The sequence below is a fragment of the Rhizobium sp. P40RR-XXII genome, from assembly GCF_012641405.1.
Classification (GTDB): Bacteria; Pseudomonadota; Alphaproteobacteria; order Rhizobiales; family Rhizobiaceae; genus Rhizobium.
This window is the reverse complement of sequence record NZ_JABAII010000005.1, coordinates 222,190-238,034: the sequence shown is the minus strand read 5'-3', so window position 1 is coordinate 238,034 and position 15,845 is coordinate 222,190. Positions and strand designations below refer to the sequence as shown.

Genomic DNA, 15,845 nt, shown 5'->3' with positions numbered 1-15,845 from the left:
GAGCTTACTCGATGTCGAAGGAGACGCCCTGCGCCAGCGGCAGGGCCTTGGAGTAGTTCACGGTATTGGTCGCCCGGCGCATGTAGGCCCTCCAGGCGTCGGAGCCGGATTCGCGGCCGCCGCCGGTTTCCTTCTCGCCGCCGAATGCACCGCCGATTTCAGCGCCAGACGTGCCGATATTGACGTTGGCGATGCCGCAATCCGATCCGTCTGCCGCAAGGAAGCGCTCGGATTCCTGCATGTCGCGCGTGAAGATCGAAGACGAGAGGCCGGCGGCAACGGCATTGTGCTCGTCGATGACGGCGTCGAAATCGTCATAGGGCATGACGTAGAGGATAGGCGCGAAGGTTTCTTCGAAGACCGGGCCTGCCTGCTTCGGCATTTCCACCAGCGCCGGCTTCACGTAATAGCCGTCGGCATGGCCGACATCGATCCGCTCGCCGCCCGTGACGGAGCCGCCGTGAGCTTTGGCCTCGGCAATCGCCTTCTGCATGCCGTCGAACGCCGCCTTGTCGATCAGCGGGCCGACCAGCGCAGAGGAGTGCAGGGGATCGCCGACCGAGACGCTCTGATAGGCCTTCTTCAGCCGCGGCACGAGCTGGTCATAGACGCTTCTGTGGACGAAGAGGCGGCGCAGCGTCGTGCAGCGCTGGCCGGCCGTGCCCATGGCGCCGAAGGCGATGGCGCGCAGCGCCATGTCGAGATCGGCCGACGGGCAGACGATACCGGCATTGTTGCCGCCGAGTTCGAGAATGGCACGGGCAAAGCGCTTGGCGAGCCGCGGTCCGACCTCACGGCCCATACGGGTCGAACCGGTCGCCGAAACGAGCGGCACCTTCGGGTGATCGACGAGGATTTCGCCGATCGCGCGATCGCCGATCAGCACTTGCGACAGGCCTTCCGGCGCGTCGCCGAAACGGGCAAGCGCGCGATCGAGGATCGCCTGCGAGGCGAGCGCCGTCAGCGGCGTCTTTTCCGATGGCTTCCAGATGACGGCGTCGCCGCAGATCAGCGCCAGTGCTGCGTTCCATGACCAGACCGCGACCGGGAAGTTGAAGGCCGAGATGATGCCGACGACACCGAGCGGATGCCAGGTTTCCATCATGCGATGGCCGGGACGTTCGGTCGCGATCGTCAGGCCGTAGAGCTGGCGGGAAAGGCCGACGGCGAAATCGCAGATGTCGATCATTTCTTGCACTTCACCGAGGCCTTCGGAGCGAATCTTGCCGGCTTCGATCGAGACGAGGCGGCCGAGATCGTCCTTGGCTGCACGCAGCTCTTCGCCCAGCAGGCGCACCAGTTCGCCGCGCTTCGGGGCCGGCACGAGGCGCCAGGCGCGGAATGCGGCATGCGCCTTCTCGATTTTCTTTGCCGCTTCCTCGGCCGAAACGGTCTTGAGGCTGCCGATCTTCTCGCCGGTGACCGGGGAGTAGGAGGGCATATCGCCTTGCGTGTAGAGCGCTTTGTCGACGCCGAGCTTTTCGAGAATGGCGGCAGCTTCGGCTGCAACGGAAGGGGTCTTGGCTGCGATGTTCATCGTTTGAAACTCCACTTGTCTTGATCCGGATGGCGCGCGGCTTTTATTGCCGCATCACCTCAGTCGGCGGCGTCTTGTTTGGATAATGCCCGCAGGCAGGCGTCGATCGATGCCTGTTCAATGCCGGCATAATGGTCGAATTCGTTCAGCACCTTCATGCCGAGATCAGCTTCGAAGCGCTGCTGGTTCGGGCTGGCAACGAATTCCTGCTGCGCGCCGTCACCGAGATTGGATTGGAAGATGCCGGCAGCACTGACGGGAAGGAAATCCTCGTAGACGATCGGGTCGAACTGAACGAGCCCTTGGCCGATCAGCGCATCGATGTCTCCATGGCTCGTCGCGGCTGTTATGCCCTTGGCTGTCAACGAATAGGTGAAGTAGCCGAGGCCTTCGGCGCGGATTGCCGCCCAGTCATCCGGGAATTCAGCAAAGCTCTGAGCGAGCGCGGCTTCATAGTCGCGCGCATTCGATCCATCTACTGCCGGGCGCACGATCTTGCGCGATTGATCCAGCAGCCTGTCATAGAGCGCACGGCCTTTCGGCGTCAGCGCAATGCCGCGCTGCTCGATCTCGCCGAAGCGGGCCGTGTGCGAGCCGGCTTCCCAGACGCCATCGGCGTTGCGGAAAGAGACGGGCTCCTCGAGCGCCTTGAACGAAGTCTGGCGCAACAGGATCGGGCAGGAGCGCGTCGGCGGCCCTTCGACGACCGCTTTCGGTGCGATGTCGTAATCGGGCATCAGCGCCTGCACCCGGTCGATATCCAGGGTGCGCGGCGTCAGATGGTTGATGTGCGGCCCCTTGAACGACACGACATCGGCGATCAGGCGGTGGGCATCGTGGAGGCGGTGATACATGGCGGCATCGACATTGGCTTCGTCATGCCAGCGGAAGGTTTCCAGCACTTCGTCGACGAACCGGCTGGCATCGGCCATGTTCAGCCCGCCATCGCGTTCGGCTTTCTCTGTGAGCGCAACGGCGCCGTCCGCGAAGATCCGGCGCTGTGCGAGAATATCCGCGGCGGCCTTGCGCAGCTCTTCATCTGCGATGAGGTCGAGTCGCAGCAGCGAAGTAAAGACGCGGAAGGGATTGCGCTTCAATTGCGCGTCGCCGACCGGCCGGAATGCCGTCGAATGGACCGGCACGCCGGCGGTCGAAAGATCGTAATAGCCGACCGGATACATGCCCATGACCGCGAAGACGCGCGCCATCATCGCAAGCTCTGCCGCGGTGCCGAGACGGATGGCGCCGTGCCGCTCCTCGGAGATGCGATCGAGATAATCGGTCGCCTCAAGGCGTTCCTTCAGCTTTGGGTTTGCTGCCAGCGTTTCGTCGTTGACGCGAGCGACCAGTTCCATGAGCGTGCCATAGGCGGGAACTTCTTCGCGATACATCGCCGACATGGCGGCCGAAAAGGCGCTGCGAATATCGCTGGTCGAGACGTGATCAGGCTTCATGTGCGATCTCTTCCTGAAAGGCTATATCATTCCTATTTGGCAGGATATCTCTTGTTTGGCAGCCAGTCTTGTGAGAGGGAATTCTAACTTGATGCGAAAATGGAATGATCATGCGCCGACGCCTCATCCCTGATATCGTCAATCTGCAGGCGTTCGAATGCGCTGCGCGGCACCAGAATTTTTCGCGCGCGGCCGAAGAGCTGAACCTGACCCAAAGCGCCGTCAGCCGGCAGATCAGCGATCTGGAGCAGCAGACGGGCCTGAAGCTGTTCGAGCGTGTCCGCCAGCGCGTCGTGCTATCCGAAGCCGGGCTTCGGCTGTTGCCGGAGGTGAAGGATCTGCTGCTGCGCTCGGAGCGGCTGATGATCGGCGCCGTTGCCGCCGGTCAGATGAAATTGTCGCTGAAAGTCGCGACCTTGCCGACCTTCGGCACGCGCTGGCTGGTGCCCCGTCTCGGCCGATTCCTTGACGAGCATCGCGATGTTGCCGTCACGGTGGAATCGCGCTCCAAGCCTTTCAGCTTTGACGAGGACAATTTCGATCTTGCCATTCACTACGGCCTGCCGGCCTGGGCCGGCGCTGTGGCGACCTTTCTTTGCAACGAGACCGTTCTGCCCGTTGCCAGCCGCGAGCTTGCCGGACGGCTGGGTCTTGTCTCGCCGGAGGAACTATCAGGAGCCCCGCTGCTGCATCTGACGACCCGTCCGAAGCTCTGGGCGCAATGGTTCGATCTGCAGGGGCTGCCGGCCGACAACGCCTATCCCGGCGCGCGCTTCGATCAGTTTTCCATGATCATCGCCGCGGCCATTGCCGGGCTCGGCGTCGCGCTTCTGCCGACTTATCTGATCGAGGATGAACTCAAAGCCGGTACGCTTCTGCCGCTGTTCGATCTACCGATGCCGACCGAGAACAGCTACTACGTCGTCATGCCGGAAAAGAAGCAGACGAACGAGACTGCGACATTGTTTCAGGATTGGCTGCTGAGCGAGGTCACGCCGCAAACGCAGGCTTGATGATATCGTACAGATTCTATCTGCGTTCGATAGTGCATCTGAACGGCACTGTGGCTTCATGCCGCCACGGGCCGCCGAGATAGCTTGCGAGATCAATTCCGGTAATCCTGATCGGCCGCTGTTCAAACCCCTCTCGCAGTCGGAAGAAGAGCGCATCCGCCTTGGCTCTCTGCGCCTTATTCTGGATGGTGATATGCGGGCGCCATTTCTGCAGATCCTGTGGCCCCGGCCAAGATCCGAACAGCTTCATCATTTCAGCACGCAGTTCGAGCAGGCCGGGACTGTCGATTGCAAATGCGACGCCCGCGCCGAGGTGGCGCACGCCACTCACGACGGCCGCCGGTGCCTCACGACTCCCTACGTGCTCTGCCACTAGCTCCCGCACGCGTGCGAGATGCTGACCCGGAAGATGGTGGAAGATCGTCACATGCGCCTCAAGAAAATTGCTTTCGGCGGGGAAGTTCTCCTCGCGAAGGCGATTGAAGGGAGCGAGATCTTTGGGATGAACGCGTGCGGTGACGATGATAGGCGGGATGCGCAATAATGTTTCCTTTCGTAAGGAAAGCTATCCGATATCCATCATGTTGTCAGGACAGGAGTCGCGTGAGTGGTGGTTGCCGCTTCGCTGCCTCGCCGGCGCTTGATCGCAGCCCGGCATCCGATCGCGCGAATGTGATTATCCATCATTGAAAGCATGGCTTGCCGGGGAAGGCCGGTTTTTCAGGCCATTCGCGGTGATGTCGCTTTCGTGCAGCGACGTCGCAGGTGCGACATGTGTGCAACGCAGCAAAAAACATTGGTTCGAGGGGTTTACAAGCGCGGCCTCGGATGGGAGTCTTTTCTGCGAAGGGTGCTGCTTGATTGGGAGCGGCGTCATGCCTTTCGATCGGACGCCGTTTTACATTGGCTCCGATGCGCCGCGTTCCGCTGGCGCTTAACCGAACAAAATCAATCCGAGGCCAGAACGCGGCATTGCTCCGTGTCTGGCTGTTGTCTTAGTGCGCCCTGGACATCGTCGCGTCCGGGCACAGAAAATTCGGGCTTTAGCATGGGCTTCAAGTCAAAACGCGTCCTTCGGGGCGTTCTTGGTCTTCTTGCGAGTGTCAGCGTGCCGCAGGTGTCCAAAGCCAGCGATCTGATGATCTGGTCGCCCGTCAAGGTCGCACCGCGAGCATATAAGACGACGCTTGGCTTTCGGCTGCCGATGGCCTGGGACGTCAGCGCGGGCATGGATCTCGGCTTGGGTAGCGCCACGAGCGGCGCGATCCTGCGCAGCAGCAGCTTGGCGACGCTGTGGGGCACAGCGATCGACGATCACAGGCGCTTTTCGACCGTATGGCGTCGCGAAGTCGCCTTGAGGGTCGATACTCTGAACAGCACGGGAACCCTATGCTTCGAACGCTCGCGGAGCTGGACGGTATCCGAAAACCTGGATATGAGCACATCCCGCTCCCTGAACCTGAATTACGCGGGATCGCGAAACGCGGCGGATTCCATTACCGCGACACAGGCCGTCACCGTCGCCGTTCCGTGGACGGGAACCTCGCTGTCCGCAATCGGTAATCTGAAGGATGCGGGCAGCGTCTTTTCCAGCACGGTCTCGTTTCAGCAGCCGTTGGCGCCGAATCTCAAGTTTTCGGCTTCCTTTGCAAATCTGGAGACTTTGACGCCGGCCGGCAACCTGCGCGTCGACTACCGCATCAAATGGTAGGGTGACGCCGGTCAATCCTCAGCCGGGTAAAGCGCGGAACAAATGCCATTCATGGAAGTTTAAAGCGAGCAAGAGATCAATCTTGCCCGAGGTGTTATGGCCTCGCGAAGCCTGTCGCTGGTTCAGCTCCCTGCCGGCGGCAGGCTTGGTACGATGCGTGTCAATCGGCTGGGCTAGTCGGCTCGGTGGGGGACTTGACCGTGATGTCTGGTCCGGTGAGTCGGGCCTTCAATCTTGAGACGACATCATGCCGAACATCTGTCCATGACGCAGTGACCGTCCAATACTCGATGTTTAAGACGGTCTGATCGACTGCCAGATCGTCGAGATAGACCTTAGGCGCGGGTGCATTCCTGATGCGCTGATCCGCCTTCAGGACGTCGAGTATGGTCTTGCGGGCAAGGTCGACATCGACCTTTTCGCCCAGGGCAACGGTCAACTCCTGACGGCGATCCGGTTCGCGATTGTAGTTGATGATGGGAGTATTCCAGAGCGTGGAGTTCGGCGCCATGAGATAGAGACCGTCAGCCGTCTTCATCTCCGTTGCAAAGAGCCCGATATCCTTGATGTAGCCTTTGACGTTGGCCGTCTCGATATATTCGCCGACCCGGAATGGCCGCAGGATCAGCAGCATGATGCCGGCTGCGATATTCTGCAGCGTGCCTTGCAATGCCAGGCCGATCGCCAGGCCGGCAGCGCCGAGAGCGGCGATGATGGAAGCAGTCTGGACACCGAATTGCCCCAGAACAGTGATGAAGACCAGTATCAGCAGGCTGTAGTGCAGGACGTTCTGAAAGAAACTTGCCAAGGTTTCGTCGATGCCGCGAATGCGCGAGATGACGCGGTAGGCCGAGCGGCTGATAATGCCGGCGAGAATCCAGCCGCCGATCAGAAGAATGATCGCGCCGAGAAGCGAGAAGCCATATTGAACCGCGAGCGCAGCGGCCTGGTCGAGCGCAGTCCGGGTGGCGACGACAATATTGGTCGTTTGATCTTCCATTGGAGGGCTCCCTCTTATCCCAAAGGCCAAATGAGATGTCGCGGGTTTTGTTCCTGCTCATCGGGCGCATGAAGATCAGCAATTTCAATTGATTGCAGGATCAGTTCCTGTGCCGGAAGCTTCAAGCGCCGTGCTTTGCCTGATGGGCACCCATGGTGGCGGCAGCGGCGTAGTGAGCCTTCTTCTGCTCGTACATGCTGAGATCCGCGCGCTTGATCATGGATTCCATGGTCTCGCCGGGCTCGCTCGTTGCAACGCCGATGGAGATGCTGAGCGGCGCGCTGGAATAGAACTGATTGTTGATCTTCAGCAGTTCGTTGATCGTTTCAACCATCGCGGCAGCCGTGACCTCGTCCGCGCCGGGCATGAGAATGGCAAATTCGTCGCCGCCGATGCGGGCGGCATGGTTCGGCAGGGATACGACGCTGTTCAGCACTTCGCCCATCCGGCGCAGCAACGCGTCTCCGGCGTCGTGCCCGCTCTCGTCGTTGGCCTCCTTGAGGCTGTTGAGATCGATGATGATGGCCGAAACCGGCCGAAGCGATTTGCGCTCCAGCCTGTTGAGTTCGTCCATATAGAAGGCGCGGTTGAAGAGCCTGGTCAGCACATCGTGCTTGCCGAGATATTCGAGATAGGCTTCCGCCTTCTTGCGCGCGGTAATGTCGGTGAGTGCCACTTGCACAAGTGACCAGTCGTCCTCATAGCCGGGGAAAACAGAAAACTGCAGGAGAACGTGGCGCTCCGATCCGTCGAGGGCATAGTTCAGTACCTCGCGCTGATGGAATAGGCGACCATTCCACAATTCCACCAGCTGGCCGCGAAAGTGTTTTTCCATGTCGTCGCGGAACACTTCGCCGATCCGGTGGTGCAGGGTCTGGCGATCAGGTGCACAGAAGAGGTCGAGCGTCGCCTGATTGACATCGAGCACGCTGATCTCGCTCATGCATTGCCGCACGAATTCCGGATGCACGTCGAGAAATACCTGAAAGTCGACGATGCCGCGATCACGGATTTCGTCGAGCAAAATCCTGATACGGCTGAAGTCCTCGACCCATAGGGACACCGGAGAATGCTCGAACAGGCCCTCCGCATAGCGGCGCTGTCGCTCTTCCAGACGCCTTGCTTCCTCGCGCGCCGTCACGTCCTCCGTGGTCAGCAGCAATCTGCTCCAGGATGTTTCATACCCCGGCAGAATGACGCCGCGAAGCTGGATATCGAGCCTTCTGCCGCCTAGCGAATAATTGACCGCCGTACCGGAAAATTCGGTCCTGCCCTCCCAGAGAGCGACCAGTTCGTTCACATGGCTTTGCAGCATCTCGTCCCGGAACACCCTGGAAACTGCGCCGGCCAGCACCTCGAAGGACGGCGCCTCGAAGAGTTCCAATGTCTTGGCATTGACGGCAAGCAGCTTGATCCTTTGCGAGCAAGCCGCGACGCGCTGTACGTCGGCAAGCAAATATGAGCGCAGGTCCGTCACGCCTTCCGCGCGCCAGAGTTCGAACTGCTCCTTGACGCCGCTGAAATCCTCCAGCCACATGGCGACGGGGGCCAGGTCGAAAACGATGCTGCTGAGATCCTGGGCGTTCATCATGATTCCCTGCGCCGGCAATAAAACCAGTATGCCAAATAGAAAGACCGGCGGTTCGCTAAGTTCTGCTTAGCGTGCATTTGTAAAGCTTGCGTTGACATCGGATATTGGGTCAAGCCGGTCGGTCAATCGCGGCTTATTTTCAATTCATTCTTGTTAAAACTGTGCCCTAAAAGGCTCGCTGGTGCCATGAGCCGCCGAATTTGCGTGATATCTGCAACCGTCACGTCTTCAAAAAGCGTTCAAACGCTTCGAGGGTCTTTTCGCTGACATGGTGCTCGATACCCTCGGCATCATTTCGCGCGGTATCGGGATCGACGCCGAGACGGCAAAGAACGGCTTCCACAACCACGTGCCGTCGCCGGGTCGCAACCGCCAGGCGCTGGCCTTCCTCGGTCAGGAAGACGCCACGATAGGGGCGCTGCGTGATCAGGTTTTCCTCGACCAGACGCTTGAGCATCTTTGCGACCGTCGGCTGCGTTACCCCCAGTCTCTGCGCAATATCGGTCTGGCGTGCCTCGCCGGCATGCTCTATCAGGTCGGCGATGAGCTCCACGTAATCTTCCATCAATTCGGTACGTCGATCGTCGCGGCTTTTCTGAAAGGCCTCCGCATGCGTCTCCACTTCGGTAGAAGAAAGACGGCTTTCCGGGGCTACGGGCGGTTTCGTCAAGATGGCTCACCTTCGCAAGGTCAAGAAAGTGGTGAAGATATTTAGCCTTGCCTATAAATAAATCGCAAGCGCAATAAAACCCTCACGGCGGTATAATCACCGGCAAATGAGGTCAGGCTTCGCTCTTCGGTTCAGCGCGCTAAGCGCTGTTCCTTATCGTGAGCTGTTCAATGAAAGAGTTGAATGATCCAGTAGGATAGCGCCGAGATCACGGCCGCAGCCGGCAGCGTGATGATCCAGGCGATAACGATGTTGCCGGCAACGCCCCACCGTACGGCCGAGACTCGACGCGCGGCTCCGACACCGATGATGGCGCCGGTAATCGTATGGGTCGTGGAAACCGGTATTCCGAGCCAGGTCGCGGCAAAGAGCGTCAATGCGCCGCCCGTCTCCGCGCAGAAGCCCTGCATCGGATTGAGGCGGGTAATTTTCGAACCCATCGTGTGCACGATCCGCCATCCTCCAAGCAATGTGCCCAAGGCCATGGCCGACTGGCATGAGAGAACCACCCATAAGGGAACGTGGAAAGCGCTGCCGCCATATCCTTGGGAATAAAGCAGTATCGCAATGATTCCCATGGTCTTCTGGGCATCATTGCCGCCGTGTCCGAGGGAATAGAGCGAGGCTGAGAAGAACTGCAAGATGCGGAAGGTGCTGTCAACGGCAAACGGGGTCTGCCGGACGAAGAGCCATGTCACGGCAAGCACCAGAAACAATGCGAGCGTGAAGCCGATGAGCGGCGACATGACGATCGCGCCCGCCGTCTTGAGGACGCCGACCCAGACGATCGAACTGATGCCGACCTTGGCAAGACCGGCGCCGATCAGTCCGCCGACCAGTGCATGCGACGAGCTTGACGGAATGCCGAATATCCAGGTGACGATGTTCCAGACGATTGCGCCCATAAGAGCGGAGAAGATGACCGACGCGTCGACGATCTTCGGGTCGATGATGCCCGTTCCAAGCGTTTCCGCGACGTGCAAGCCGAAGAACATGAAGGCGATGAAATTGAAAAATGCGGCCCAGAGAACCGCATATTGCGGCCTGAGAACTCGGGTCGAGACGATGGTCGCGATGGAATTCGCGGCATCATGAAGGCCATTCAGGAAGTCGAAGAACAGCGCCGTGGCAATGATTGCCACCAACAGCGGAAAGGCAAGCGAAGCCTCCATCAGACACTCTCGATCACGATGCCGTTGATCTCATTGGCGACGTCTTCGAAGCGGTCGACAACCTTTTCCAGCTCGCCATATATCTCGCTGCCGATGATGTAGGCCATGGCGTTGGAGGCGCCGTGCGTGCGGAAGAGATCCTTCAGGCCCTGTTCGTGCAGCTCGTCGGCATAACCTTCGGCCTTGACGATCTCTTCCGTGATGGTCGCAAGCCGCGTGGCATTGGTGCCCATGCGAGCCAGCAACGGCACCGCTTCGGCAACGAGATGCGCCGCCTTGACGATCACTTCGCCCATCTGCTGCATGAGGGGATCGAAACTCTTCTGCTCGAACAGGCGTATGGTCTTGACCGTCTTGTGCATCATGTCGATGGCGTCATCCATCGACATGATCAGATCCTTGATATCGCCGCGATCGAAGGGGGTAATGAAGCTCTTGCGAACCGCGAGCAGCACGTCGCGCGTAATATCGTCGGCCTGATTTTCGAGCTCGATGATCTGCCGGCACCTTCCCTCGATGTCATTGCCGGAAAGCAGGGCGTTCAGCGCCTCGGCGGCACCGACGATCGTGCGCGAATGCTGCGCGAAGAGATCGAAGAAACGATCCTCGCGCGGCATGAGTTTGCGAAACCAGCCTAGCATCAAAGCTCCATGCGTCCATTGTCACGAAATCGTCATAATTGACAAAGTGCGGCTTGGAAAGGCTGGGGAGAGTGATGTTTTCAGGTCTTGCCGATGTTTGCTGTGGACGCCACGACGCTCCGCATCGGCTTCCATTCAACGCGGACAGATTTTTCGCCGATGGATCACGCCGAAACGTGCTCGCGCAGCAGCGGCAATAATTGGTCACCCTGCCGCTTGATTTCCGAGAGATAGGGCGTGTCCGAAAGGACGAAATGCGTGATGCCCAGATCGCGATATTTGAGCAGCGAACGGGCGACGTCTTCGGCCGAGCCGACAAGCCATGTGGTGCCTGCCCCTCCGCCGCCGAATTTGCCCGGCGCGGTATAGAGGTTATAGTCGAGCACGTCGCCGCGCGCGGCGAGATCGAACAACCGTTTCTGGCCGACGGCGACCGACTGCCGATGATCGTTCCAGCGAACTCCGTTGCCTTTGGCCATTTCGGCAACTTTCGCTTCGGCGTCCGCCCAGGCCTGCCCCGTCGTGTCGCGAACCAGCGTCGTGATGCGCAGCCCGAACTCCAGCGGCGGGAGATCTCGATCGAGCTCTCTACTCAATGCCTTGAGCCGGCTGATCCGTTCACCAATGTCGGCGAGCGGCTCACCCCAGAAGAGTTGGACATCGGCTTCAGTGGCGGAAACGCGCTCCGCTGCATCCGACGCGCCGCCGAAATAGAGCTTGGGGTGCAGGCGGTCACCACGGCGCTGGAGGCGTGGCGCGGCGGTGGAGTCGTTCACGCGGAAATGCTCGCCCTCATAGGAGACGTTTTCTTCCGTCCAGAGCTTGCGGGTGAGCCGCATGAACTCCTTGGTGCGGCCATAGCGGTTGGCCTGGTCGCCTTCGCTGTCGCCATAGGCGGCAAGGTTATCCTTACCCGATACGATATTGACGCGCACGCGGCCGCCGCTCAGGTGATCCAGTGTGGCGGCGGCGGAGGCGAAATGCGCCGGTCGCCAATAGCCGGGGCGTATTGCAATCAGCGGCTCGAAAGTGGTGGTGCGGGCGGCAAGTGCGGTCGCGACAGTAAAGGTGTCGGGGCGTCCCCAGCCGGTGCCGATCAGCGCACCCTTCCAGCCGTGATCCTCCAGCGCCCTGGCGTGACTGGTGAGCGTCTCCAGGCTGTTGTGGTTCTCGACGGCGGAATCGCCGCGATGGCCCGGTTTGACGTCGTTGGGGATGTACCAGAGAAACTCGCAATTGTTGCTCATGCCTGCGCCTGTGGGTCTGTCGCAATCGAATGAGTGATTGCATGGAGAGGAGGGCCGCGAACGACATCGGCCCACGGCCGATCGCTGTTAAAGCTTGCCCTTCCAGGGAACGAGGACAGCCGCGAGGATACGGACGGCGGCCGAAAAGGCGAATGCGCAGACCGCGATGATGCCGATGCCGACGAAGACGACGTCGGTGGCAAGGAACTGCGATGCCGACATGATCATGAAGCCGATGCCACGGGTCGAGGCGATGAGTTCCGCCGCCACCAGCGTTCCCCAGCCGATGCCGAAGGCGATCCGCACGCCCGTTAGAATTTCCGGCAGGGCCGAGGGCAGCACGACGGCGAAGAAGAGCTGCAGCCGGTTTGCACCCAGCGACCTGGCGGCATTGACGCGTTCGAGCGGCAGCGACCGGACGCCGGCCTGCGCGGACAGGCAGATCGGCGCGAACATGGCGAGCACGAGAAGTGTGATCTTCGAGGTCTCGCCGATGCCGAGCCATATGATCATCAGCGGCAGATAGGAAAGCGGAGGCAAGGGCCAGTAGAATTCGATCGGCGTATCCAGAATTCCTTTTGCCCAGCGGTTGAGACCCATCAACAGGCCGACTGGAATGCCGAGGAGGATCGCGATGGTCGCGGCGGCGACGATGCGGAACAGACTGGCGAGTATATGCTCGGACAAGGACGCGCCGGCATAGCCGTCGCGATAGACGACACCGATCTGCGTCAGAACCTCGTCCGGGCGGGGCAGGAAGAGATGCGACACCAGACCGAGCTTTCCAACCAGCCACCACAGCGCAAGACAGACGATTGCCGTGGCGATGCTGATGGCGATAGTCGGCTTGTCGCCGACCCCGAAACCGGGAACGCGAACCAGCTTTGGCTGCTCTTTGTTCCGGGAGGTTGCGATCGGGCGCGTCTCGATGATGTCGCTCATGCCGCGCTCCTGATGTTGTCGGCGTCGTGGAGAATGGTGCGAATTTCCTCTCGGAGATTGCCGAATTCCGGAGATGTGACGATCGCCCGCGTGTCGCCGCTCTCGGCGAAGCGATGCACGAAATCAAGTTCGAAGCGGGCAACGACGCGCCCTGGCCGTGGAGACATGACCAGCACCTCCGTGCCGAGGAACAGTGCTTCCTCGATCGAATGGGTGATGAAGAAGATGCGCTTGTCGGTTCTGGCCCAAATCGAGACCAGCAATTCCTGCATCTGTTCGCGCGTCAGGCTGTCGAGCGCGCCGAAGGGCTCGTCCATCAGCAGGATGTCCGGGTCGGTGGCAAGAGCGCGGGCAATGCCGACGCGCTGGCGGATGCCGCCCGACAATTCATAGGGTAGGGCATTGGCAAAATCGGTCAGGCCCACGAGCCGCAGCAGCTCGGCTGCGCGATCTCGGCGCTCCCGCCTTCCCAACCCTGCAAATTGCAGGCCGAGCGCGACATTATCGATCACCGTTTTCCATGGCAGCAACGCATCCTTCTGGAAGACGACGCCACGATCGGCGCCGGGTCCGGAGACGGGTCTGCCGTCGAGCGTGATCTTCCCTTCCGACAACGGCAGGAAGCCGGCGATCGCATTGAGCAAGGTGGATTTGCCGCAGCCCGAAGCGCCAAGCGCCACGACGATGCCGCGCTCGGGAATGTTGAAGGAAACGCGGTCGAGCGCGTGAACGGTTCTGCCGTCACGCGCCCCAAAGAAAACGCTGGCATGGTCGACTTGAAGCATGGAGCCCTCAAAAAAATGCGGCACCGACGCGACAAGCGCGCCGGTGCCAGGGAGGATCAGTTGCTTGCGCTCGTAAGCGCGTCAGCGGTGACGAATGCGCCGTAATTCGGCAGGACCCCGGAGACTTTCCCCTGGCTCTTCAGGAAGGTCGCTGTGTCCTTGAGGATCCTGGCCGCCCCGGACTTGTCGCCGCCGCCGAGCCAGTCAGCCGATGCCTGTACGTCGGGCGTCAAAAGGGTGAGATTTTTCAGGGCGGCGGCTTGCTGATCGGCCGTGCCGCCGAGAAGCTTGGCAAGCGCCTTTGCATTCTCGCTGTCCGGTCCCCATGCAGCCTTGTCGGCCACGAAGGAGGCGTAGTACTTGTTGATGACCGAGGCGTAGGCTCTCAGGAACTGCGGGTTGTCGGCCGCGAATTTCGAGGTTGCAACCCAGGCGGAGAAGGTCGGAGCGCCCTTGTCGGCGACATCCTTGGATGTTACCAGCACCTTGCCGTTCTTCTTCAGCTCCGTCAACGCCGGATCCCAGACGAAGCCGCCGTCGATATCACCGCGATTGTAGCTTGCGACGATTTCCGGCTGCGGGATAGCAAAGACCTGCACGTCCTTTTCCGTCAGGCCGAGGGACTTGATGAGGGCGAGCAGCTGATAGTGATCAGTCGAAACCGGTGCTGCCGCGAGCTTCTTGCCCTTCAGATCGGCAAGCGTATTGATGCCGGAGCCGTTACGCACCACGAGAGCCTCGTCGACGCCCGAGATGGAGGAGAGGTAGAAAGCCTTCATGTCAAGTCCGCGCGAGGCGGCCGCCGCAAACGGGCTTGAGCCGACATAGCCGATCTGGACGTCGCCGGATGCGATGGCGGCAAAGATCTCGGCTCCGGAATTGAATTTGCGGAAATCGATTGCGTAGCCCGTCTCCTTGGCGAATTCGCCATTGACGATCGCGACGGAGGAGGGCAGGGCATCGGTTTGGTAGCCGACAACGACTTTCTTGTCCGCCGCAGCCGCAACGGATGCGATGGAAATGCTGGCGAGACCAAATGCGGCCGCAGCGATCAGTTGCTTGAAATTCATGTTTGTCCCCTTGGCCGGAGCAAGGTTTCCGGCGGTTCGCTAAGTTCGATAAGCTGAACCTAGCGAAGAGAACAGGGTCATCGACAGAAATAACAAACTATTTTTATAGACTATAAGGGGAATTGTTTCTCTGACTCCATGACGAGCGCAGCGACGTCATATTTTTATAGAGGAAAGGCGAAGAGCACTGCTGAAGTGGGCAACCGAGACGGATGAGGCGGGTATTGAAAGAGCCGCCCTGAATCAGGTGTTTGATCTCGCCGGCGGAATGCTTGCAAATCGCGGCTTGGGCGCGCCTTTACCTTCTGCCGATCAACGCAGCGCAGAGGCCCATCGGGCTACGTGATCGGCAACGATTGCGATATGCTCTGCGGACGTCAGACCGGATACGGCCTTTCGTGGCGTGAAGTCATGGTCTCCATCCTCCAGCCAGAGAATCTCGATCATTTTGGAGAGCTCGTACGTAGAGACTTCTTCCCGCGATCCGAATAGGTCGCGAGTTCCCTGACAGATGAGCGTAGGCGTCTTGATGTTTGCGAGATGGGCGGTCGGCAGGTTCTCCGGTTTTCCTATTGGATGGAAAGGATAGCCAAGACAAAGGAGTCCAGAAATCCGTCCCGCATTGCGAAGATCGTCCGCGATCATACTCGCCACACGTCCGCCCATGGATTTCCCCGCGATGACGAGTGTCCCCCCTGAACCGACTTCATCGATCACGGTTTTGAATTCCTGATTCAGGAGCTCTGCTCGAGGTGGCGGGGACCGCTTCCCCGAAGAGCGCCGTGCCGACATGTAATCAAACTCGAACCGGATAATTCGTAAGCCTTTGCGGACAAGCGCCGCGGACACGGCTTCCATCCATTTCGTGTCCATTGCGCCACCCGCCCCATGCGCGAGAACGATAGTGACCTTGGCATCTTCGGGACCATTGACGAGGAAATGGTAAGGCATTCAGGATTCTCCCGGTTCGTAGCGTCGCAGAGTAAGCGCTGCGCCGCTGGCGTCTTGTTAG

Annotated in this window: 15 protein-coding genes; 2 read left to right on the top strand and 13 right to left on the bottom strand. The window is 60.0% G+C overall.

The window, feature by feature from the left end:
• Positions 1 to 4 precede the first annotated feature (4 nt).
• Entirely contained in the window at positions 5 to 1,537 is a 1,533-nt protein-coding gene (locus tag HGP16_RS12210) for an aldehyde dehydrogenase family protein (RefSeq protein ID WP_168840269.1), read from the bottom strand.
• Positions 1,538 to 1,596: 59 nt separating this feature from the next.
• Positions 1,597 to 2,991, bottom strand: coding sequence for a VOC family protein (locus HGP16_RS12205; protein ID WP_168840268.1), 1,395 nt, complete (start codon positions 2,989 to 2,991; stop codon positions 1,597 to 1,599).
• A gap of 104 nt (positions 2,992 to 3,095) precedes the next feature.
• Here HGP16_RS12205 and HGP16_RS12200 point away from each other — a divergent pair, with 104 nt between their 5' ends.
• On the top strand, positions 3,096 to 4,004 hold the full coding sequence (locus tag HGP16_RS12200) for a LysR family transcriptional regulator (RefSeq protein ID WP_168840267.1): 909 nt from the start codon (positions 3,096 to 3,098) through the stop codon (positions 4,002 to 4,004).
• Positions 4,005 to 4,020: 16 nt separating this feature from the next.
• On the opposite strand, the gene HGP16_RS12195 is transcribed toward HGP16_RS12200, so the two are convergent.
• The gene (locus HGP16_RS12195; RefSeq protein ID WP_205926531.1) at positions 4,021 to 4,545 is read right to left on the bottom strand and encodes a 2'-5' RNA ligase family protein; all 525 of its coding nucleotides are present in this window, start codon (positions 4,543 to 4,545) and stop codon (positions 4,021 to 4,023) included.
• Positions 4,546 to 5,052: 507 nt separating this feature from the next.
• Here HGP16_RS12195 and HGP16_RS12190 point away from each other — a divergent pair.
• Entirely contained in the window at positions 5,053 to 5,715 is a 663-nt protein-coding gene (locus tag HGP16_RS12190) for a hypothetical protein (protein ID WP_168840266.1), read from the top strand.
• A gap of 160 nt (positions 5,716 to 5,875) precedes the next feature.
• Here the strand turns inward: HGP16_RS12190 and HGP16_RS12185 are convergent, their stop codons facing one another.
• The 10 genes from HGP16_RS12185 to HGP16_RS12140 form a co-directional block, all read right to left on the bottom strand.
• On the bottom strand, positions 5,876 to 6,715 hold the full coding sequence (locus HGP16_RS12185) for a mechanosensitive ion channel family protein (RefSeq protein WP_168840265.1): 840 nt from the start codon (positions 6,713 to 6,715) through the stop codon (positions 5,876 to 5,878).
• A gap of 121 nt (positions 6,716 to 6,836) precedes the next feature.
• Positions 6,837 to 8,306: a diguanylate cyclase domain-containing protein gene (locus HGP16_RS12180; RefSeq protein WP_409526830.1), complete on the bottom strand. Its 1,470-nt coding sequence runs from the start codon at positions 8,304 to 8,306 to the stop codon at positions 6,837 to 6,839.
• 220 nt (positions 8,307 to 8,526) lie between these two features.
• A complete protein-coding gene (gene mntR, locus HGP16_RS12175; protein ID WP_168840264.1) occupies positions 8,527 to 8,976 on the bottom strand; it encodes a manganese-binding transcriptional regulator MntR in 450 nt (149 codons plus the stop codon).
• 167 nt (positions 8,977 to 9,143) lie between these two features.
• Positions 9,144 to 10,148, bottom strand: a complete 1,005-nt coding sequence (locus HGP16_RS12170; protein ID WP_168840263.1) for an inorganic phosphate transporter — start codon at positions 10,146 to 10,148, stop codon at positions 9,144 to 9,146.
• Complete coding sequence (locus tag HGP16_RS12165; protein WP_168840262.1) at positions 10,148 to 10,789, bottom strand: DUF47 family protein; 642 nt, start codon at positions 10,787 to 10,789, stop codon at positions 10,148 to 10,150. The genes HGP16_RS12170 and HGP16_RS12165 overlap by 1 nt, the downstream gene beginning before the upstream one ends.
• A 164-nt stretch (positions 10,790 to 10,953) precedes the next feature.
• Complete coding sequence (locus HGP16_RS12160; RefSeq protein WP_168840261.1) at positions 10,954 to 12,036, bottom strand: LLM class flavin-dependent oxidoreductase; 1,083 nt, start codon at positions 12,034 to 12,036, stop codon at positions 10,954 to 10,956.
• Positions 12,037 to 12,123: 87 nt separating this feature from the next.
• Complete coding sequence (locus HGP16_RS12155; protein WP_168840260.1) at positions 12,124 to 12,978, bottom strand: ABC transporter permease subunit; 855 nt, start codon at positions 12,976 to 12,978, stop codon at positions 12,124 to 12,126.
• Positions 12,975 to 13,763, bottom strand: coding sequence for a taurine ABC transporter ATP-binding protein (locus tag HGP16_RS12150; RefSeq protein WP_168840259.1), 789 nt, complete (start codon positions 13,761 to 13,763; stop codon positions 12,975 to 12,977). The genes HGP16_RS12155 and HGP16_RS12150 overlap by 4 nt, the downstream gene beginning before the upstream one ends.
• A 56-nt stretch (positions 13,764 to 13,819) precedes the next feature.
• Positions 13,820 to 14,833, bottom strand: a complete 1,014-nt coding sequence (gene tauA / locus HGP16_RS12145) for a taurine ABC transporter substrate-binding protein (RefSeq protein ID WP_168840258.1) — start codon at positions 14,831 to 14,833, stop codon at positions 13,820 to 13,822.
• 312 nt (positions 14,834 to 15,145) lie between these two features.
• A complete protein-coding gene (locus HGP16_RS12140) occupies positions 15,146 to 15,784 on the bottom strand; it encodes an alpha/beta family hydrolase (protein WP_168840257.1) in 639 nt (212 codons plus the stop codon).
• Between the last annotated feature and the right edge of the window lie 61 nt (positions 15,785 to 15,845).